At 63.8% G+C, this 19,394-nt stretch carries 18 protein-coding genes; 8 read left to right on the forward strand and 10 right to left on the reverse strand.

Annotation, left to right across the window (positions count from 1 at the left end):
* The first annotated feature begins 84 nt into the window (after window positions 1–84).
* The 3 genes from BLV20_RS13885 to BLV20_RS13895 are packed head-to-tail and all read left to right on the forward strand — an operon-like array spanning window position 85 to window position 3,669.
* A complete protein-coding gene (locus BLV20_RS13885) occupies window positions 85–1,986 on the forward strand; it encodes a two-component sensor histidine kinase AauS (protein ID WP_092302334.1) in 1,902 nt (633 codons plus the stop codon).
* Window positions 1,983–3,308 carry a two-component response regulator AauR gene (locus tag BLV20_RS13890; protein ID WP_092302336.1) on the forward strand — a complete coding sequence of 442 codons (1,326 nt, stop codon included), beginning with the start codon at window positions 1,983–1,985 and terminating at the stop codon, window positions 3,306–3,308. Before BLV20_RS13885 ends, BLV20_RS13890 begins: the two co-directional genes overlap by 4 nt.
* A 31-nt stretch (window positions 3,309–3,339) precedes the next feature.
* A complete protein-coding gene (locus BLV20_RS13895) occupies window positions 3,340–3,669 on the forward strand; it encodes a GlpM family protein (RefSeq protein ID WP_161705298.1) in 330 nt (109 codons plus the stop codon).
* A 222-nt stretch (window positions 3,670–3,891) separates the two neighbouring features.
* Here BLV20_RS13895 and BLV20_RS13900 read toward each other — a convergent pair whose 3' ends face one another.
* Together BLV20_RS13900 and metE are read right to left on the reverse strand one after the other, a co-directional pair.
* Window positions 3,892–4,926 (reverse strand): alpha/beta fold hydrolase, encoded by a 1,035-nt coding sequence (locus BLV20_RS13900; RefSeq protein ID WP_092302338.1) that lies wholly within the window; start codon window positions 4,924–4,926, stop codon window positions 3,892–3,894.
* A gap of 267 nt (window positions 4,927–5,193) precedes the next feature.
* Entirely contained in the window at window positions 5,194–7,506 is a 2,313-nt protein-coding gene (gene metE, locus BLV20_RS13905; protein ID WP_092302340.1) for a 5-methyltetrahydropteroyltriglutamate--homocysteine S-methyltransferase, read from the reverse strand.
* 107 nt (window positions 7,507–7,613) lie between these two features.
* Here metE and metR point away from each other — a divergent pair, with 107 nt between their 5' ends.
* Window positions 7,614–8,531, forward strand: coding sequence for a transcriptional regulator MetR (gene metR / locus BLV20_RS13910; RefSeq protein WP_007930536.1), 918 nt, complete (start codon window positions 7,614–7,616; stop codon window positions 8,529–8,531).
* Between the two features lie 18 nt (window positions 8,532–8,549).
* Here the strand turns inward: metR and BLV20_RS13915 are convergent, their stop codons facing one another.
* The 4 genes from BLV20_RS13915 to BLV20_RS13930 form a co-directional block, all read right to left on the reverse strand.
* A complete protein-coding gene (locus tag BLV20_RS13915) occupies window positions 8,550–9,059 on the reverse strand; it encodes a GNAT family N-acetyltransferase (protein ID WP_092302342.1) in 510 nt (169 codons plus the stop codon).
* 28 nt (window positions 9,060–9,087) lie between these two features.
* Complete coding sequence (locus BLV20_RS13920; RefSeq protein ID WP_092302344.1) at window positions 9,088–9,726, reverse strand: LysE family translocator; 639 nt, start codon at window positions 9,724–9,726, stop codon at window positions 9,088–9,090.
* 27 nt (window positions 9,727–9,753) lie between these two features.
* Window positions 9,754–10,188: an NUDIX hydrolase gene (locus tag BLV20_RS13925; RefSeq protein ID WP_092302346.1), complete on the reverse strand. Its 435-nt coding sequence runs from the start codon at window positions 10,186–10,188 to the stop codon at window positions 9,754–9,756.
* A gap of 187 nt (window positions 10,189–10,375) precedes the next feature.
* Window positions 10,376–10,645 (reverse strand): type B 50S ribosomal protein L31, encoded by a 270-nt coding sequence (locus BLV20_RS13930; protein WP_092302348.1) that lies wholly within the window; start codon window positions 10,643–10,645, stop codon window positions 10,376–10,378.
* Window positions 10,646–11,065: 420 nt separating this feature from the next.
* Between BLV20_RS13930 and BLV20_RS13935 the strand changes: the two genes are divergently transcribed.
* Window positions 11,066–12,685: an FMN-binding glutamate synthase family protein gene (locus BLV20_RS13935; protein WP_092302350.1), complete on the forward strand. Its 1,620-nt coding sequence runs from the start codon at window positions 11,066–11,068 to the stop codon at window positions 12,683–12,685.
* Window positions 12,686–12,754: 69 nt separating this feature from the next.
* Window positions 12,755–13,039, forward strand: coding sequence for a putative quinol monooxygenase (locus tag BLV20_RS13940; protein ID WP_092302352.1), 285 nt, complete (start codon window positions 12,755–12,757; stop codon window positions 13,037–13,039).
* Window positions 13,040–13,061: 22 nt separating this feature from the next.
* On the opposite strand, the gene BLV20_RS13945 is transcribed toward BLV20_RS13940, so the two are convergent.
* The 3 genes from BLV20_RS13945 to BLV20_RS13955 are packed head-to-tail and all read right to left on the reverse strand — an operon-like array spanning window position 13,062 to window position 15,884.
* Entirely contained in the window at window positions 13,062–14,570 is a 1,509-nt protein-coding gene (locus BLV20_RS13945; protein ID WP_092302354.1) for a glucosyltransferase domain-containing protein, read from the reverse strand.
* A gap of 1 nt (window position 14,571) precedes the next feature.
* Complete coding sequence (locus tag BLV20_RS13950) at window positions 14,572–15,513, reverse strand: glycosyltransferase family 2 protein (protein WP_092302356.1); 942 nt, start codon at window positions 15,511–15,513, stop codon at window positions 14,572–14,574.
* Window positions 15,510–15,884, reverse strand: a complete 375-nt coding sequence (locus BLV20_RS13955) for a GtrA family protein (protein ID WP_092302358.1) — start codon at window positions 15,882–15,884, stop codon at window positions 15,510–15,512. The genes BLV20_RS13950 and BLV20_RS13955 overlap by 4 nt, the downstream gene beginning before the upstream one ends.
* Before the next feature lie 463 nt (window positions 15,885–16,347).
* Here BLV20_RS13955 and BLV20_RS13960 point away from each other — a divergent pair, with 463 nt between their 5' ends.
* Window positions 16,348–16,944, forward strand: a complete 597-nt coding sequence (locus BLV20_RS13960; RefSeq protein WP_092302360.1) for a papain-like cysteine protease family protein — start codon at window positions 16,348–16,350, stop codon at window positions 16,942–16,944.
* A 9-nt stretch (window positions 16,945–16,953) separates the two neighbouring features.
* Complete coding sequence (locus BLV20_RS13965; protein WP_092302362.1) at window positions 16,954–17,553, forward strand: hypothetical protein; 600 nt, start codon at window positions 16,954–16,956, stop codon at window positions 17,551–17,553.
* 124 nt (window positions 17,554–17,677) lie between these two features.
* Here the strand turns inward: BLV20_RS13965 and BLV20_RS13970 are convergent, their stop codons facing one another.
* Window positions 17,678–19,099 carry an amino acid permease gene (locus BLV20_RS13970; RefSeq protein WP_092302364.1) on the reverse strand — a complete coding sequence of 474 codons (1,422 nt, stop codon included), beginning with the start codon at window positions 19,097–19,099 and terminating at the stop codon, window positions 17,678–17,680.
* Window positions 19,100–19,394 lie beyond the last annotated feature (295 nt).

Genomic DNA, 19,394 nt, shown 5'->3' on the forward strand with positions numbered 1-19,394 from the left:
ATCCGAAGAAGGTCCCGTGGACCTTATCGCAGCCCGCGGCAGCGGCTACAGGAATCGTGCAGTGGTTGACCCAAGGCATCTGTGATGAAATGCGACCCCACTCTCTATCGCGCCGCGCCGCCATCACTCGCCGTGAAACCCCGTCTGATCCGCCATTTGTTCCTGCCGCCGCTGGTCATTCTGCTGATGATCGGCCTGGGCTACGCCGGCTTCTGGGTCAGTGAGCACTACGGCATCCGCAGCCTCAGCGAGAACGGCGAACGCCAGCTGGAACTGCACGCCCGCGCCGTCGAAAGCGAAATCAGCAAATACACCTACCTGCCCAGCCTGCTGGAACTCGAATCCAGTGTGTCGCTGCTGCTCAACGACCCGACGCCGGAACACCGGCAGACCGTCAACAATTACCTCGAAGGCCTGAACCGGCGCAGCCGCAGTCGGGCCATATACGTGATGGACACCACCGGCCGCGTGCTGGCCACCAGCAACTGGCGCGACGTCGACAGCTACCTGGGCGAAGACCTGTCGTTCCGGGCCTATTTCCAGAATGCCGTGCGCGGCCAGCCCGGGCGCTTCTACGGCATCGGCAGCACCAGCGGCGAACCCGGCTATTACCTGGCCCACGGCCTGGAAGAACAGGGCAAGATCATCGGCGTGGCGGTGGTCAAGGTGCGTCTCGAGGCGCTGGAAGAGCGTTGGCAACGCGCCCGCCTGGAAGCCTTCGTCAGCGACGAGAACGGCATCATCATCCTCTCCAGCGACCCGGCCCGGCGCCTGCGGTCGGTACGGCCGCTGAGCGATGACACCAAGGAACGCCTGGCGCGCAGCCTGCAATATTACTGGTTCACCCTCAACGAACTGGAGCCGCTGGCCCGCGAGCGCCTGGCCGAAGGCGTGGAGAAGCTGACCTTCCCGGCCAACACCGAGCTGGTGTCCGACGACCAGGAAATCAGCTACCTGTCGCAGACCCGGCCGCTGAGCGACACGCCCTGGAACTTCACCCTGCTGACCCCGCTCAAGGACCAGCGCCGCGAAGCCATCAACCAGGGCATCCTGGTGGCCGTGGCCTTCGCCCTGGTGGCCTTCCTGCTGATTGCCTGGAACGAGCGGCGCAAGGTCATCGCCACCCGCCTCGCCGCCCGCGAAGCCCTGCAAGAAGCCAATAACCAGTTGGAACGGCGGATCGCCGAGCGCACCAGCGACTTGCGCGCCAGCAACGAACGGCTCAAGGGGCAGATCCGCGAGCGCCGCCAGGCCGAAGAAACCCTGCGCCGCGCCCAGGACGAACTGGTCCAGGCCGGCAAGCTGGCCGCCATCGGCCAGATGTCCACCAGCATCGCCCATGAACTGAACCAGCCACTGGCCGCCCTGCGCACGCTGTCCGGCAATACCGTGCGCTTTCTCGAGCGCGGCGCGCTGGATACCGCCAGCGCCAACCTCAAGACCATCAACGAACTGATCGACCGCATGGGCCGCATCACCGCCAGCCTGCGGTCCTTCGCCCGGCGTGGCGAGGACCAGGGCGAAGCCAGCCTCGGCAAGGCCGTGGACGCAGCCCTGCAATTGCTCAATGCGCGCCTGGAAAACCTGCCGCTGCAATTGCACCGCGACTTCAGCGACGTCCAGGTACGGATCGACCAGACCCGCCTGGAGCAGATCCTGGTCAACCTGATCAGCAACGCCCTGGACGCCATGCAGGCCCAGCCGCGGCCCGAGCTGTGGCTGGAAGGCGAAAGCGTCGAAGGCAAATATCGCCTGCGGATCCGCGACAACGGCCATGGCATCGACGCCGAAGCGCGCAAGCATCTGTTCGAACCGTTTTTCACCACCAAACCCGGCGAACAGGGCCTGGGCCTCGGCCTGACCCTGTCCGCCAGCCTGGCCGCCGCCACGGGTGGCAACCTGGGCGTCGAGCACCCGGCCGACGGCGGCACCGCCTTCGTCCTCAGCCTGCCGCTGGTCAGCCCTACACAAGCCGAGCCGCTATGAACAACGACCTTACCGTCCTGATCGTCGAAGACGATCCCCATGTCTTGCTCGGCTGCCAGCAGGCCCTGGCCCTGGAAGACATTCCCTGCGTCGGCGTCGGCAGTGCCGAAGAAGCCCTGGAGCGGGTCGGCGATAATTTCGCCGGCATAGTCATCAGCGATATCCGCCTGCCGGGCATCGACGGCCTGGAGCTGCTGACCCGCCTCAAGGCCCGCGACCGCAGCCTGCCGGTGGTGCTGATCACCGGCCACGGCGACATCTCCATGGCCGTCGGCGCGATGCAGAAAGGCGCCTATGACTTCATGGAAAAGCCCTTCTCCCCCGAGCGCCTGGTGGACGTTGCCCGCCGCGCCCTGGAGCAGCGCGGGCTGGCACGGGAAGTGTCGTCGCTGCGTCGCCAGCTGGCCGAGCGCGATTCCCTCGAGGGACGGATCATCGGCCGTTCGCCGGCCATGCAGCACCTGCGGGAACTGATCGCCAACGTCGCCGACACCTCGGCCAACGTGCTCATCGAAGGCGAGACCGGCACCGGCAAGGAACTGGTCGCCCGCTGCCTGCATGATTTCAGCCGCCGCCACAGCCACCAGTTCGTCGCCCTCAACTGCGGCGGCCTGCCGGAAAACCTGTTCGAAAGCGAGATCTTCGGCCACGAGGCCAACGCCTTCACCGGCGCTGGCAAGCGGCGCATCGGCAAGATCGAGCACGCCCACGAAGGCACGCTGTTCCTCGACGAAGTGGAAAGCATGCCGATGAACCTGCAGATCAAACTGCTGCGGGTGTTGCAGGAACGCACCCTGGAGCGCCTGGGCTCGAACCAGAGCGTGGCGGTGGATTGCCGGGTGATTGCGGCGACCAAGTCCGACCTCGACGAGCTGGGGCGCGCCAACCAGTTCCGCAGCGACCTGTATTACCGCCTGAACGTGGTGACCCTGGAGCTGCCGCCGCTGCGCGAACGGCGCGAAGACATCCTGCAGCTGTTCGAACATTTCCTGCAGCAGTCGTCGCTGCGCTTCGATCGCGCCGCGCCGGAGCTGGACAACCAGACCCTGTCGAACCTGATGAGCCACGACTGGCCGGGCAACGTGCGCGAGTTGCGCAACGTCGCCGAACGTTTCGCCCTGGGCCTGCCAGCGTTCAAGAAATCCAGCGGCAATGCCGCGCAGGGCCTGGGCTTTGCCGAGGCCGTCGAGGCCTTCGAGCGCAACCTGCTCAACGATGCCTTGCAGCGCAGCGGCGGCAACCTGACCCAGGCCAGCCAGGAACTGGGCATGGCCAAGACCACGCTGTTCGACAAGGTCAAGAAATACGGCCTGAGCCACTAACCCAACGCTTGCGAGAAGTACCGTGGATTTATTGCTCAAAGCCTGCCTGGGCGCCGCCGTGGTGGTGATCCTCGCGGCCCTGGCCAAGACCAGGAATTACTACATCGCTGGCCTGGTGCCGCTGTTCCCGACCTTCGCCCTGATCGCCCACTACATCGTCGGCAAGGGCCGCTCCATCGATGATTTGAAGACCACCATCGTGTTCGGCATGTGGTCGATCATTCCCTACTTCGTGTACCTGGCGACCCTCTACGTGATGGTCGACCGCCTGCGCCTGGAAGCCTCCCTGGCAGTGGCCGCGGTGGCCTGGCTGATGGCCGCGAGCGTGCTGGTCAGCGTCTGGGTCCGCGTACACGCCTGAGCGGTAGCCGCAGAGCCCCTGAAATCGTCATCGCGGGCAAGCCTCGCTCCTACAAAAAGCCCCGTAAAGCGGCACTCCACAGCATCACCATCACCCCGCCCCCGTAGGAGCGAAGCTTGCTCGCGACAGCCGCAAAGCGGCGCTCCATCCGCCACAGCGCATTACCATTGATACCCATCGCGGGCAGGCCTTGTGCCCACGAAGTCGTGCGGCGAAGCGCGGTTACAGGAGGTTGAGGGTCGACTGCGGGTCGATTCGCGCCCAGTGCGAAGTGTCTTCGCGATGGCTTTGCAGGTACGGCAGCACCGCCGCCAGCAACGGCGCCTTGAAGGCTTCCTGGAAGCGATGGGCCAGGCCCGGGATCAGCTTCAACTGGCTGCCCTGGATATGCGCCGCCAGGTGCACGCCGTGCATCACCGGCAGCAGCGGATCGGCGGTGCCATGTACCACCAGCGTCGGCACGCGCAGCTGGTTGAGCAAGGCCACCCGGCTCGGTTCGGCGAGGATCGCCATGATCTGGCGCTTCACCCCTTCCGGGTTGAAGGCGCGGTCATAGGCCTCCGCCGCCTGGTGCAGCAACGCCTGGCGATCGTCGACGACCTGCGGGCTGCCAAGGGCCGCCAGCAGGTCGGCCTGTTGCTCCAGCGCCACCTCACGGTTCGGCGCGCCGCGCCGCGACAACAACTGCACCAGCGCCGCATTGGGCGCCGGCAGGCCTTCGGCGCCGGAGCTGGTCATGATCAGCGTCAGGCTCTCGACCCGCCGCGGCTCCATCGCCGCCATGTGCTGGGCGATCATCCCGCCCATGCTCGCGCCCAGGACATGGAACCGCTCGACCTGCAAGGCACTCATCAGCCCCAGGGCATCGTCGGCCATATCGGTCAGGCTATAGGGCGCTGCCACCGGCAGGCCGAGCTTGTAGCGCAGCACCTCGAACGTCAGGTTGGCGCTGGCCGGCGCCTGGCGCCAGGTGGACAGGCCAACGTCGCGGTTGTCGTAACGGATCACCCGGAACCCCTGCTGGCACAGGGCAACGACCACTTCGTCCGGCCAATGGATCAATTGCCCACCCAGGCCCATCACCAACAGCAGCGCCGGATCGGAGGCACGGCCGATGCTCTGGTAGGCCAGGCTCACCTGCTCCAGCTCGACCCGTTGGGTCGGTACGTTGACATCACAGCGAGACGCCGCCTGAGACGGCAGGCCGAACAGCAGTGCGGCCAGGAAAACGGTTGTAGAAAACACTCTTGCCCACATGGAAAAACACCGAAACGCAGAAACCCAGTAGAGCGCGAGTCTGATGAACTTTGATCAAGCGCGCTGCCACAGTTACGTGACAGTTTGATGAAGATTGCCCCAGCGGTCATAAAACCCTGTAGCCGCTGCCGAAGGCTGCGAAAAGGCCCGAAGGGCCTTCAGCGAACTCAAGATCGCTACGTCCCTTCGGGCCGATCGCAGACTGCGGCAGCGGCTACAAAAGCCCGCAGCATCGTGCCCCAGCCCGGAGGCAGGTGTGGGGATGGGTCAGGCCAGCTGGTTACGCAGCCGACGAGCGGCGGCGACCATGTTGACCAGCGCCGCTTCGGTTTCCGGCCAGGCGCGGGTCTTCAGGCCGCAGTCGGGGTTGACCCACAAGCGCTCGGCGGGGATGCGCCGGACCGCCTTGCTCATCAGCTTGACCATCTCGGCGGTGTCCGGCACCCGCGGCGAGTGGATGTCATACACGCCCGGGCCGATGTCGTTCGGGTAGTCGAAGGCTTCGAACGCTTCCAGCAGCTCCATGTCCGAACGCGACGTCTCGATGGTGATCACGTCGGCATCCATGGCCGCGATGGCCTGGATCACGTCGTTGAATTCGCTGTAGCACATGTGGGTGTGAATCTGGGTTTCGTCGCGCACCCCGCAGGCGGTCAGGCGGAACGCTTCCACCGCCCAGTCCAGGTACGGCTGCCAGTCCGCCCGGCGCAGCGGCAGGCCTTCGCGGAACGCCGCTTCGTCGATCTGCACGATCTTGATCCCGGCCTTTTCCAGGTCCACCACCTCATCGCGCAGGGCCAGCGCCAGCTGCCGGGCCTGCACTTCACGCGGTACATCCTCGCGGGGAAAGGACCACATCAGCATGGTCACAGGCCCGGTGAGCATGCCCTTCATCACCTTGTCGGTCAGGCTCTGGGCGTAGGTGATCCAGTCAACGGTCATGGCCTGCGGGCGACTCAGGTCGCCGTAGATCACCGCCGGTTTCACGCAGCGCGACCCGTAGCTCTGCACCCAGCCAAAGCGGGTGAACAGGTAGCCGTCCAGTTGCTCGGCGAAGTACTCGACCATGTCGTTGCGCTCGGCTTCGCCATGGACCAGCACGTCCAGCCCCAGGCGCTCCTGGACCTGCACCGCATGGCGGATTTCGCAGCGCATGGCGTCGGTGTAATCGTTGTTCGACAGCTTGCCCTGCTTGAATGCCTGGCGCGCCAGGCGGATCGAGGCGGTCTGCGGGAACGAACCGATGGTGGTGGTCGGGAACACCGGCAGCTTCAACCGGGCATGCTGCCGGGCAATGCGTTGGGCAAACGGCGATTGCCGCTGGCTGTCGGCGGCGGTGACCGCCTTGAGCCGCGCCTGGACCTCGGCCTTGTGAATCCGTGGCGATTGCGCACGGCTGGCCTGCACCTTACGGCTTGCGGCCAGGGCCGCTTGCACCGCCGGGGCCTGGGGGTCGTTCAGGGCGTCACGCAGCACCGAGATTTCGCCGCATTTCTGCACAGCAAAGGCCAGCCAGCTTTTCAGCTCGGCATCCAGCTGGTCTTCACGCGACAGGTCCACCGGGCTGTGCAGCAGGGAGCAGGAACTACTGACCCAGAGGTTGTCGCCAAAGCGCTCCTGCGCCGCTTGCAGCTGCGCCAGCGCCTGCTCCAGCTCGCAGCGCCAGACGTTGCGACCGTTGACCAGGCCCACGGACAGAATCTTGTAGGTCGGCAGACGGTCGAGCACCTGGGTCAGTTGCTCCGGCGCCCGCACGGCGTCGATGTGCAGGCCGTCCACCGGCAGCCCGACGGCCAGCCCGAGGTTGTCCTGCAAGCCGCTGAAGTAAGTGGCCACGAGCTTTTTCAGCGGCGAATACTGGAGGATGTGGTAAGCCCGCTCGAAGGCGCTCTTCCATTCCTGCGGCAGGTCGAGGGTCAGGATCGGTTCGTCGATCTGCACCCACTCCACGCCCTGGGCCTTGAGGCGGTTGAGGATTTCGCCATAGACCGGCAGCAGGCGCTCCAGCAGTTCGAGCTTGTTGAAGTCGTTGCCCTTGGCCTTGCCCAGCCACAGATAGGTCAGCGGACCGATGATCACCGGCTTGACCCGATGACCGAGGGCGTGAGCTTCATCGACCTCGTCGAACAGTTGCTCCCAGCTCAGCTTGAACGACTGGTCGGCGCTGAATTCCGGGACCAGGTAGTGGTAATTGGTGTCGAACCACTTGGTCAGTTCCTGGGCGTACTGGGTCTGGGCGTGGTCGCCAGCACAGCAACCAGCCGCGGCACCGCGGGCCATGGCGAACAAGGTGTCGAGGGTCGGCTGGCCCTGGGCGTCCTTGCTGCCGTCGAAACGCGCGGGAATTACACCGAAGGTCAGCGAATGGGTCAGCACCTGGTCGTACCAGGCGAAATCGCCGACCGGCAGCAGGTCGATACCGGCGTCCTTCTGCATCTGCCAGTGCCGGGCCCGCAGCTGGCGCCCGACGTCGTGCAGCGCCTGCTGGTCGAGGTCACCCTTCCAGTAGGATTCGAGGGCTTTTTTCAATTCGCGGTCGGCGCCGATGCGCGGAAAACCAAGGGTGTGGGCCAAGGCCATGAGGTGTTCCTCCCTGTAAAAGATGGCGCTATTGTCGACAGCCCAGCCAACATGAGACAAACTCAACCTTTTCGTGTTGATCACAAAATCTACTCATGGAGACCCTGGTGCTCGAAATCCGTCACCTGAAGACCCTGCACGCCCTGCGCGAAGCCGACAGCCTGGTCGAAGCCGCCGAACGCCTGCACCTGACCCAGTCCGCCCTGTCCCATCAGTTCAAGGAACTGGAAGAACGCATGGGCATGCCGCTGTTCGTGCGCAAGACCAAGCCGGTGCGCTTCACCAGCGCCGGCCTGCGCCTGCTGCAACTGGCGGACGCTACCCTGCCGTTGCTGCGCGCCGCCGAACGGGACATTTCCCGCCTGGCCGGCGGCACCGCCGGGCGCCTGCACATGGCCATCGAATGCCACAGCTGCTTCCAGTGGCTGATGCCGACCATCGACCAGTTCCGCGACGCCTGGCCCGAAGTCGAGCTGGACCTGGCCTCGGGTTTCTCCTTCGCCCCGCTGCCGGCCCTGGCCCGTGGCGACCTGGACCTGGTGGTGACGTCCGACCCGCTGGAGCTGGCGGGCATCACCTATGTGCCGCTGTTCACCTACGAAGCCATGCTCGCGGTGGCCAACCAGCACCGCCTGGCCAGCAAGCCCTACATCGTCCCGGAAGACCTGCTCAGCGAAACCCTGATCACCTACCCGGTGGAGCGCGATCGCCTGGATATCTTCACCCGCTTCCTGGAACCCGCCGACATCGAGCCGGCCCAGGTGCGAACCTCGGAACTGACGGTGATGATGATGCAACTGGTGGCCAGCGGCCGCGGCGTGTGCGGCATGCCCCACTGGGCGCTGCATGAATACAGCTCGCGGGGTTATGTGAAGGCCAAGCGCCTGGGGGAAAAAGGCCTGTTCGCCACGCTGTACGCGGCGATCCGCGCCGACATGCTGGATGCGCCCTATATGCGCGACTTCCTGCTGACCGCCAAGGACACCTCGTTCTCGACCCTGGACGGCGTCAGCGCCGTGCGTTGAAAAACGAGCAGACCCGGCTCAGGACGCGGCAGCGACTTCACGCCAGAGGTGGAGTTTATCGAAGTACTGGTCCTCCACCCGCACCGCCAGCGGCTCCAGGCCGAACTGGACGAAACCGCAGCGCCGGTACAGCGCCAGGGCGGCGTCGTTGCCGGCGGTGACCGTCAGTTGCACCAACCGCAAGCCGGGGCGCTTGCGCGCTTCTTGCAGCAGCGCCTGGACCAGCCGGTAGCCCAGGCCGCCGTGGCGATAGGGCTGCGCCACATACAGGCCGAACAGCGTGGCCTTGTGCCGGGCCTTTTCCCGGACCTCGAACGCCAGCCCGACGATGCCCACCAGCTCGCCCTCCTCGAACGCCCCCAGCAACAGGTCCAGCGGGCTGTTCAGCCGCGCCTCCCACCAACTCAGGGGCATCGCCGCACGTTCGGCGACGCTGGAAGTAAAGGCCTGCGGATGACGCTCGTAGGCCTCGAGCATCAGCGCGCGGTAGGCAGTGGCGTCGCCGGCATCGAGGCGCTGGATGGACATGCTTGCTCAAGGCTCCGGGGGTGAAGAATCAGACCGTCTGGCGTTGTTCCAGCAGCAGACGCACCGCCAACCCGGCCAGCACGAAGCCCATGAAATAACGCTGGGTCGCCAGCCACAGCGGGTTGTGCACGAACCAGGCGGCGATGCCCGAAGCGAACAGCGCGATCAGCAGGTTGACGCTGAAGCTTACGCTGATCTGGGTCAGGCCGAGGATGATGCTCTGGGTGAACACCGAACCATGTTCCGGGCTGATGAACTGGGGGAAGACCGACAGGTAGAACACCGCGATCTTCGGGTTCAGGGCGCTGGTGAGAAAGCCCATCAGGATCAGCTTGCGCGAAGAGTCCGGCGGCAGCTGCTGCGCCTCGAACGGCGAACGCGCGCCGGGCTTCAGGGCCTGCCAGGCCAGCCACATCAGGTACAGGGCACCGACCCACTTGAGCACTTCATAGGCCACCGGCACGGTCATGAAGACCGCGGTCAGGCCGATGGCCGCGGCAAACAGGTGGACGAAGAAACCGGCCACCACGCCGACCAGCGAGGTTACGCCCGCGCGGCGGCCCTGGCAGATCGAACGGGAGATCAGGTAGATCATGTTGGGGCCGGGGGTCAGCACCATCAGCAAGGCTGCGGCGATGAAGATCAACATGTCGTGAAGGGGAATCATGATGGGCAATCCTTTGTCCTTGAAAAATCAGGCCGAGGCCAGTTGCGAGGCGCGATAAAACGGCAAGATCAGGTCGCGTGTCAATGGTGCCAATGTGCGTTCGTCGGCGTCTGCCGGATCAACCCAGCAAACCTCTTCGATTTCCGCTGCGGGCTGCACCTCGTGGGTATCCAGGTCGAGGCGGAATAATTGGGCCTCGACCACAAAACCCGGCTCGTTGGCCGCCGGCGCGCAAAAACGCCCCAGGTAATGTGCGTCGGCCGGGTCGATACGCAGCCCGAGCTCTTCTTCCAGCTCGCGGGCCAAAGCCTGGGCCGGCAGTTCGTTCGGTTCGATCTTGCCGCCCGGTTGCATGAAGGCCTGGGTGCCGCGCTTGCGTACCAGCAAGGTGCGGCCATCAGGGCCGATCAGCAGGGCCGCGGCGATATGGATAAGGGGGGATGTGGCGCTTGAAAGAGTCATGAAAAACCTGGATCGATTACGCGAGGCGGCAAGGATCCCATGCCTGGCGCGGCCTCGTCACGACACAGTCGGCCGCTGTTTTTTCAATACACCCGGCGCCCCGGGCGAGGTGACAGGCGGGCGCCAAGCCGCAGCTGCAAGTCCTTTGCAGCCGCGCGCTGGCACGCGAAAAGGAACGGCAGAGCCATCAAGGATTGTTGGCCTTGGTCGAGCCGAACGAGGCAAAGCGCTTGTTGAAGCCGGCAATCCGGCCTTCGGACTGGGTCTTGCGCTGCTGGCCGGTGTAGACCGGATGCGAGGCGCTGGAAACGTCCAGGGTGACGTAGGGATAGGTGTTGCCATCGCTGTGCCGCTGGGTGCGGTCGGTGTCCACGGTAGAGCCGATGAGGAAATACACGTCGGCTGCAGTGTCGTGGAACAGCACGGTGCGGTAGGCGGGATGGATATTGGCTTTCATGGCAGTCTCCGAGGGCTGGGCAATGATTGAATGCGTTATACAGTAACATTATTCAATCGCGTAAACGATAACCAGTTGCAATAAGAAAAGCTGCAAATCGTCTATCGCCCTCGCCTGCGCCCGGTGGCAGGCGGGCACTTGCTGCTTAAAAGTTGCTCCGGCAAGGAGATCGCTCGTAAGCTGCAAAGCGCTGCCCAAACCCTGAAGCCCCACAAGAAACACCTATTCACGGCACGCTGGGCATCAGCTCCAGCCCCGCTGTTTTCGATTTTTCGCCGGGCGCACATGCCTGACGCCCGGCGCTGCCGCGCGCGCACTTGCCGCGCCAGCGCCGTTCTCTACAACAACAAGATCGTTGGCCACACAAGAAGAATGAGTACCCAAGAACGAAATCTATAGAGTCCGAACCAAGGAAACCGTATGAGCCTGTCCCTCCTGAGCCGCTACGCCTTCTTTGCTGCCTGCGTGATTTTCACCCTCGCCAGCTTGCCCTTCCTCGAACATGACTGGCTCTGGCCAATCACCCTGGTCACCGCCCTGCTCAGCCTGCTAGGCATTTTCGACCTGCTGCAAAGCCCTCACGCGGTGCGCCGCAACTACCCGATCCTGGGCAATATCCGCTACCTGGTCGAAGGCATCCGCCCGGAAATCCGCCAGTACCTGCTGGAATCCGACAGCGACGCCCTGCCCTTCTCCAGGGCCCAGCGCTCGCTGGTCTATTCGCGGGCCAAGAATGAAAGCGCCGACAAGCCGTTCGGCACCCTGGTCGACGTCTACCAGTCGGGCTTCGAATTCATCGGCCACTCGATGCGCCCGGCGCCCCTGAGCGACCCGAGCACCTTTCGCGTCACGGTCGGCGGCCCGCAGTGCACGCAGCCGTACTCGGCTTCGGTGTTCAACATCTCGGCCATGAGCTTCGGTTCCCTCAGCGCCAACGCCATCCGCGCCCTCAACCAGGGCGCCAAGCTCGGCAACTTCGCCCATGACACCGGCGAAGGCAGCATCAGCCCTTACCACCGCGAAAACGGCGGCGACCTGACCTGGGAACTGGGCAGCGGTTATTTCGGCTGCCGCACCAGCGACGGCCGTTTCGACCCCGAGCGTTTCGCCAGGCAGGCGCAGGACCCGCAGGTGCGAATGATCGAAATCAAGATGAGCCAGGGCGCCAAGCCCGGCCATGGCGGCATCCTGCCCAAGCACAAGGTGACCCAGGAGATCGCCGACACCCGCGGCATCCGCATGGGCGAGGACTGCATTTCGCCGTCGAGCCACAGCGCCTTTTCCACGCCGATCGAAATGATGCATTTCATCCAGCAGCTGCGTGAGCTGTCCGGCGGCAAGCCCGTGGGCTTCAAGTTCTGCCTCGGCCACCCGTGGGAGTTCATGGGCATCGCCAAGGCCATGCTGGAAACCGGCATTCTCCCGGACTTCATCGTGGTCGACGGTAAGGAAGGCGGCACCGGCGCGGCACCGGTGGAATTCACTGACCACATCGGCGTGCCCATGCGCGAAGGCCTGCTGTTCGTGCACAACACCCTGGTCGGCCTGAACCTGCGCGACAAGATCAAGCTCGGCGCCAGCGGCAAGATCGTCAGCGCCTTCGACATCGCCAGCGTGCTGGCCATCGGCGCCGACTGGGCCAACTCGGCGCGCGGTTTCATGTTCGCCATCGGCTGCATCCAGTCGCAAAGCTGCCACACCAACAAATGCCCGACCGGGGTCGCCACCCAGGACAACCTGCGCCAGCGCGCCCTGGTGGTGCCGGACAAGGCCCAGCGAGTGTTCAGCTTCCACCGCAACACCCTCAAGGCCCTGGCCGAAATGCTCGCCGCCGCCGGCCTGCAACACCCCTCGCAACTGGAAGCCAAGCACCTGGTGCGACGCATGTCGGCCACCGAGATCAAGCTGTTCTCGCAGCTGCATGTGTTCCTCAAGCCCGGCGAACTGCTCACCGGCGCCGTCAGCGGCGAGTTCTACTCGCGCATGTGGCAACTGGCGCGCGCCGACAGCTTCGAACCCAACAGCGAAGCCGCGGCCTGACCGGCCCCGCTCGACGCCCCGCCGCGCTGGCGGGGCGTTATCCATCGACAAGCAAAGGATGCAACCCAAGTGCTCAAAGTCATCGCCGAAGACTTCATCAAGCCCGAACACCTCAACACCGTGCGCCCCTGGTACGCCGAACTGGTGGAGAAAACCCGCCAGGAACCGGACTGCATCGCCTACGACCTGTTCGTCGATCAGCAAGACCCGGGGCACTTCATCTTTATCGAGCAATGGCCAGACCGCGCGGCGCTCAAGGCCCATTGCCAGACCGAGCACTTCACCCGCCTGGTGCCCCAGATCAACGCCTTCCAGGCCAGGGAATGCCGTGTGCTGCTGATGGATCAGTTCTGAGCCTGCGGATAAGCCCGGCGCCTCACCATTGCAGCGTTTTGATCGGCGCCGGTTCCTTCATGACGATAAAACCGTAGTCGCCCAGCAGGTAGATCCGGTAATAACGGCTGTCCACCAGCGGCGGGTAGCCCTGGTAGCCGACCCGGGTGGCGTTGCGCCGCTCCCTTTCCGCCACCACGTTGGTGATGCCCACCTTGGGCAGGTTCTCGGCCAGCATGAAGAAGTCGATGTTCAGCAGGTAATGCAGCACCGGCATTTGCTTGAACGAACCCGCCGCCGCCAGCAGCCAGTGATCGGAATAGGTCACCGACATATAAATGCGCTTGGCCTCGCGCAGCTGCGCATGGCTGGTGATGTCGCGCTCAAGGCTCAACAGCGCGCTGGCCACCAGGGTTTTCTGCGCCACCAGCACCCGCCCATGAGCGAATGACAGCGCCAGCATCGCCAGCAGCGGCACCATCAGCAGCAGCGGCAAGCGTTCATGCAGCGCCGCCAACGCCAGGTGGCTCAGATAGAACAGCAGCACCAACAGCATTGCGAAGCCCATCAAGGTCCGGGCGCCTTCATTGAAGTCGCGGAAAAACAGCGCGATTCCCGACACCAGCACAATCACCAGCAGCAAGGCGAGCAGACAGGCCAGGCCCATCACCAGTTTTCTCAGGCCGCTGTCCGGCCGCTTGAGCAGGTTCGCCACCAAGCACCCGCAACCGGCAAGGGCACACAGCGCCAGCGCGGCGAACACCCAGGCGAACCCGCCGTGAAACAGCAGCGCGACTTTTTCCAGCACCCTGCCGATGTTGACTTGCAATTGCAGCAAGGGCTGCGCCGACCCATTCAGCAGCAAGGTGCGGGTCTGTTCCATGAACGGGTAGGCGGTGACGCAATAGATCATCCAGCCCAGGGCCGCCTGGGCGATTTTCCAGCCGATCATTTCCCACCAGCGCGGCCAGGCGGTGCGGTCATTGGCGCCGCGGATCACCTCCAGGCAGCACAGGCCGAGAAACACGTTGAGGCTGATCTGATACAGCCCAATGGCCAGCGCCACCAGCGCTGCCGGCACCAGCCATTGCAGCGCGCGATAAGGGCTGCGATAGACGATGGCGTAGATCACCGCCACCAGGCTCAGGGCCATGGCCGGGCCGTCGTATTGATACGACAGGTTCTGTAGGAAGAACGGGTTGTACCAGAGCGGCAACAGCACCAGGCAGCCGGCCAGCGTCGGCTGCGAATAATAGTGGAAAGCCAGGCGGCTCAAGGCCGCAGCCATGGCCAGCGTGGCGATCAAAAGGGGCAAGGGAAAGATGTTCGGCGCGGCATTGCTGAACGTCAGCGCCTTGTAGAACAGCTCGGCGAACAGCCGCCCCTGCTCTGTCCAGGCGGTGCCGGCCGACAGCGAGCGCCAGTTGTCATCGATATAAGGAAAGTCCGCGAGGATCAGCGGCAGCACATACAACGAGGTGGCGACCAGGAAAAACAGCCAGACCTGGCGGCGTCCGAGCTCCCCGCCGAGCAAGCTACCCATTCTGCCCATGCTAGAGCCCCAGGCGGTCTTTGCCGCCGATGACGTCCTTGATTACATAGCGCGGCCGGTGCTTGGCTTCGATATAGATCCGGCCGATGTATTCGCCGAGGATGCCGATGCCGATCAATTGCACGCCGCCGAGAAACAGGATGGCGGTCATCAGCGAGGGGTAGCCCGGCACATTGTTGCCGAAGAAAATCTTGTCCAGGACCATGTACACCGCATAGAGCACGGCAAAAATCGAGATGCCGCCGCCGACGTAGGTCCACAGCCGTAACGGCACGGTGCTGAACGAGGTGATGCCCTCCAGCGCCAGGTTCCAGAGCTTCCAGCCATTGAACTTGCTCTTGCCCGCGACCCGCTCGGCGCGCTCGTATTCCACCACCACCGTGGTGAACCCGGCCCACGACAGGACGCCCTTCATGAACAACTGATGCTCGGGCAAGGTGCGGATCACGTTCACCACCTTGCGATCCATGAGCCGGAAGTCGCCGACATTTTCCTCGATCCGGGTGTAAGCGATACGGTTCAGCAGGTGGTAGAACAGCGCCGCGCTGCAACGCCGCAGATAGCTGTCCGCGGTACGCCCGCGGCGTTTGGCGAGCACCACATCGGCGCCCTTCCGCCATTCCTCGATCAGCCGCGGGATGACGTTGATCGGGTCCTGCAGGTCGACGTCCATGGGAATCACCGCATCGCCGGTGGCGTGCTCCAGCCCGGCGAACAGCGCCGGTTCCTTGCCGAAATTGCGCGAAAAGTTGATCAACAGCACCTGCTCGTCCATCTGCGCCAGGGCCTTGACCTCCTCGGCCGTGCGGTCGGAACTGCCGTCGTTGATGAAGACGATCTCGACTTCGCCCTGTTCGAAGCGCAACTCGCGGCGCACCGCCTGGTAGAACAGATTGATGGCCTGTTCCTCGTTGAAGACCGGAACGATCAGCGAGATCTTCATGGCTCACACTCGCGGAACACCAGGTACTTGGCGAACAGGAACCCCGCCACCAGGCTCAGGGCCGAAAACGCCAGCACCGTCAGCAGGCCGGGCAGCCGCCACACATCGCCGGCATACCCGACGCCCAGGCTCAGCGCGCCCATGCCCCCGAGGAACAACAGATAGCCGCCGACCGACGCCTTGGCGGCGAAAGTGAAACGCGCATTCATGTAAAAGGAAAACGAAGCCGCGACACAAAAGGCCGCCAGGTTGCTGAGCGCCTGGCTGAGGCCCGCGACCAGGCTCAGCAGGAAAAACACCAGCCAGTGGATGAAGGTGTTGGCGATGCCGATCACCGTGTATCTGGAGATTCCCTTCCATAAGAGTCTCATTGGTGACACTCCGCGTTGAATGTTGCTCAACTTGTATGGCAGGTTTTTGTGCCTGCGACGGGCCAAATCATCGATCCTGGCGTTCTTTCAGACCTGCGGTCGCCCACTGCCGGCAATGGCGCCACCCCCTGCGCCCCTTCCAATTCTGCAATGGCTGGCACGCGAACCCGGCCCATGCCGACGTGCGGCGCCGGCCATCGTCATTGCTGCCTTTCAAACGACTTCCAGACGGCCATCCAGCAAGCGGCTTGCAGCCATTAAAATGCATTAATGCATAATTTTATTTGCATAAACGCATATCGCGACTAAGGTTACCCCTGAGCCCGCCGGAACAGGCCATCGAGGATGGCGAACCCCATAGGCCGGTCACGGGCTTGCGCAAGACGCTGCATCGCAACACGCAACACGCAACACGCAACGACGACACAAGCTGGACGCTTGTTTTCACTCATGGAGGATGAAAATGCTAACCCTTGAAGACACACCCTTTATCCGTACAAGCCCTGCCGAGGCGCTGCCGCAGTGCCTGGCCGGCACTTTGCTGAACGCCGGGCTGAGCGAGGTCGAGGACAACGCGGAACGCGCCGCGCTGGCCGCCAGCCTCAACTTCAGCATTCAGCAGCAAACTCAGACCAACTGGTGCTGGGCCGCGCTGTCGGCCTCGGTCGGCAACTATTACCGCACCGGCTCCTGGACCCAGTGCGGGGTCGCCAACACGGAACTGGGCCGCAACACCTGCTGCAACCAGCCGGGGCCGTGCAACGTGTATGGCTACCTGGATTCGGCGCTGCGCACCACCCGCAGCTTCGGCGGCATGAACCAGGGCTCGATCCAGCTGTCGGCCATCGAAAACCAGATCGGCATGGGCCGCCCCATTGGCCTGCGCTGTGCCTGGTTTGGCGGCGGCGCGCACTTCCTGGCGATTTATGGCACCAACGGCAGCTACCTGCTGATCGCGGACTCCATCTACGGTTATTCGACCCGTGCCCTGAACACCTTCCCCCGCTCGTACAACGGCGGCGGTAACTGGACCCACACTTACTTCACCCGGAAAAACTAGGAGGCCAGCATGCAATTGATTTATCCCAAGGCACCCGCCAACGGCGCCCAGGTATTGCGCCCGGCGCTCCAGGCCGCGCTGCAGAGCAAAGGTTTTGGCGTCAACCGCCAGTTCGCCCAGGCCACGGCCAGCAAGGTGAGCCTGTCCGAGCCCTATCGCGGCTATTCGCTGAGCCTGCAAGACCTGGCCCAGGGCAAAGGCCTGCAACAAGCCACGCTGGGGGACTGGCATTACCTGGTGTTCAGCGACGGCGTGTCGATTGCCGACGCGCAACTGGTGGAAGTCGGTGGCCAGGTCGAGTTTTCCTCGCTGAACCACGGCGCCCTGGCGCCTGCCACGGTCAATGCGCTGAACCTCGCGGAAAAGGCGCCGCACCTCAAGGGCCGCACCTATGAACTGCGCGTGCTGTTTGTCTCGGCATTGCATGTCGCGGCGGTCTGGCTGCACGCCAGCGATGAAGACGTGCTGATCCCGATCGAGCCGACGCCCAAGAGCCTGGCGAGCACCCAGCTGTACAGCGAAGCCGCGTTGCTGGCCTTGCTGGCGCCCGCCGCGCAGCAAGCGAAAGCGGCGTTCGACGCGGACACCAGCGGGCTGCTGGGCAGCTGACCGCATGGCGCCAGGCGGCGGCGAACGGGCGGTTGCCACGATAAAACCCGAAGCCGCAGGCCCATCGCCCGCATAAAAAAGCCCCGGTCACTGACCGGGGCTTTTTGTTTATCGCCTGATTGGATTACGACGCCGAACGCACCGCACCCTGCTGGGCATTGGCCGGTTGCAGCTTGAACAGGTAGAACAGCACCGTCAGCAGCACCAGGAACGCCGGGCCGACATACAGCGCCACGCGGGTGTCCGGGAAGTAGGCCATCAGCCCCACCACCAGCACCAGGAACGCCAGGGCCAGGTAGGAGCTGACCGGGTACAGCCACATGCGGTACTTCAGGCCGGCACGTTCCGAGGCGCTCAGGCCTTTGCGGAACTTGAGCTGGGCCAGGAGGATCATCACCCAGGTCCAGATCGCGCCGAAGGTGGCGATGGACGTCACCCAGACGAACACTTTTTCCGGTACCAGGTAGTTCATCAGCACGCCCAGCAGCAAGGCGAAGATCGACAGCAGCAGCGCGCGACGCGGCACGCCATTGCTCGAGGTCTTGGCGAAGCCGGCCGGGGCCTGGCCGTTCTGCGCCAGGCTGTAGAGCATGCGCCCGGTGCTGAAGATGCCGCCGTTGCAGGACGACAGCGCAGCGGTGATCACCACGAAGTTGATGATGCCGGCGGCGGTCTTGATGCCCAGGCGCTCGAACGTCATCACGAACGGGCTGCCCTGGGTGCCGATTTCGTTCCAGGGGTAGATCGACAGGATCACGAACAGCGCGCCCACATAGAACAGCAGGATGCGCCAGAACACCGAGCCGATGGCGTTGGGAATGGTCTTCTGCGGGTTCTTCGCTTCACCGGCGGTGAGGCCGATCATTTCCACGCCCAGGTAGGCGAACATCACCATTTGCAGGGACATCAGCACGCCAGTCATGCCGTTGGGCATGAAACCGCCGTGGGTCCACAGGTTGGAAATGCCCAGCGCCACGCCGTCATTGCCGAAACCGAAGGCGATGATGCCGATGCCGCCGATGACCATGGCGATGATGGTGACGATCTTGATCAGGGCGAACCAGAACTCGAACTCACCGAAGGCCTTGACCGCGATCAGGTTGATCGAACCCATGCTCACCAGGGCCGCCAGGGCCCAGATCCAGCGCGGCACATCGGGGAACCAGATGCCCATGTACACCGCCACCGCGGTGATTTCCGCTACGCAGGTCACCAGCCACAGGAACCAGTAGTTCCAACCGGTGAGGAAGCCCGCCAGCGGGCCCAGGTAGTCTTGTGCGTAACGGCTGAAGGAACCCGCGACCGGGTTATGCACGGCCATCTCGCCGAGGGCGCGCATGATTACCAGAATCGCCAGGCCGCCGAGGATGTACGACAGCATGATGGCCGGGCCGGCCATTTCGATGGCCTTGGCCGAACCGAGGAACAGGCCGACGCCGATACAGGCGCCAAGCGCCATCAAGCGAATATGCCGTTCGCCGAGTTCGCGTTTCAGCGGGCCGCCTTGAGCGGTCTCGCCTTGGGGCAGGTGGTTGCCAACTGGCATAGGGATACAACCTCATCTTGTTATTGGATATGAGCCACCGAGCCTGTGAGGGACGGATGGATAACCCGTGCCAACCAGATCGGATCGACCTTATGGGCCGACACGTCTTGTAGGACAAATCCTGCAAGATCAGTGGGGCGTGCAGTATAAAAAGCTGACGGCAGGATTTTTCACTCTATAAACAGCTAAATTCAGAGAGAAATCCCGGTATTTTCGGGTTTTGCAACGTGGCATCACCTGGATTTCTTGCCGTTTGTCATTTTTGAACGGCGCCGAGTATTGCACAGCCATGGGG

Source organism: Pseudomonas sp. NFIX28 (assembly GCF_900107395.1).
Taxonomy (GTDB): domain Bacteria; phylum Pseudomonadota; class Gammaproteobacteria; order Pseudomonadales; family Pseudomonadaceae; genus Aquipseudomonas.

What these genes read in the sequence shown, in the direction of transcription:
- BLV20_RS13885 (WP_092302334.1), top strand. Translation starts at nt 85, where the DNA reads ATGAAATGCGACCCCACTCTCTATCGCGCCGCGCCGCCATCACTCGCC.
- BLV20_RS13890 (WP_092302336.1), top strand. Translation starts at nt 1,983, where the DNA reads ATGAACAACGACCTTACCGTCCTGATCGTCGAAGACGATCCCCATGTC.
- BLV20_RS13900 (WP_092302338.1), bottom strand. Translation starts at nt 4,926, where the DNA reads ATGTGGGCAAGAGTGTTTTCTACAACCGTTTTCCTGGCCGCACTGCTG.
- metE (WP_092302340.1), bottom strand. Translation starts at nt 7,506, where the DNA reads ATGGCCTTGGCCCACACCCTTGGTTTTCCGCGCATCGGCGCCGACCGC.
- BLV20_RS13915 (WP_092302342.1), bottom strand. Translation starts at nt 9,059, where the DNA reads ATGTCCATCCAGCGCCTCGATGCCGGCGACGCCACTGCCTACCGCGCG.
- BLV20_RS13920 (WP_092302344.1), bottom strand. Translation starts at nt 9,726, where the DNA reads ATGATTCCCCTTCACGACATGTTGATCTTCATCGCCGCAGCCTTGCTG.
- BLV20_RS13925 (WP_092302346.1), bottom strand. Translation starts at nt 10,188, where the DNA reads ATGACTCTTTCAAGCGCCACATCCCCCCTTATCCATATCGCCGCGGCC.
- BLV20_RS13930 (WP_092302348.1), bottom strand. Translation starts at nt 10,645, where the DNA reads ATGAAAGCCAATATCCATCCCGCCTACCGCACCGTGCTGTTCCACGAC.
- BLV20_RS13935 (WP_092302350.1), top strand. Translation starts at nt 11,066, where the DNA reads ATGAGCCTGTCCCTCCTGAGCCGCTACGCCTTCTTTGCTGCCTGCGTG.
- BLV20_RS13945 (WP_092302354.1), bottom strand. Translation starts at nt 14,570, where the DNA reads ATGGGCAGAATGGGTAGCTTGCTCGGCGGGGAGCTCGGACGCCGCCAG.
- BLV20_RS13950 (WP_092302356.1), bottom strand. Translation starts at nt 15,513, where the DNA reads ATGAAGATCTCGCTGATCGTTCCGGTCTTCAACGAGGAACAGGCCATC.
- BLV20_RS13955 (WP_092302358.1), bottom strand. Translation starts at nt 15,884, where the DNA reads ATGAGACTCTTATGGAAGGGAATCTCCAGATACACGGTGATCGGCATC.
- BLV20_RS13960 (WP_092302360.1), top strand. Translation starts at nt 16,348, where the DNA reads ATGCTAACCCTTGAAGACACACCCTTTATCCGTACAAGCCCTGCCGAG.
- BLV20_RS13965 (WP_092302362.1), top strand. Translation starts at nt 16,954, where the DNA reads ATGCAATTGATTTATCCCAAGGCACCCGCCAACGGCGCCCAGGTATTG.
- BLV20_RS13970 (WP_092302364.1), bottom strand. Translation starts at nt 19,099, where the DNA reads ATGCCAGTTGGCAACCACCTGCCCCAAGGCGAGACCGCTCAAGGCGGC.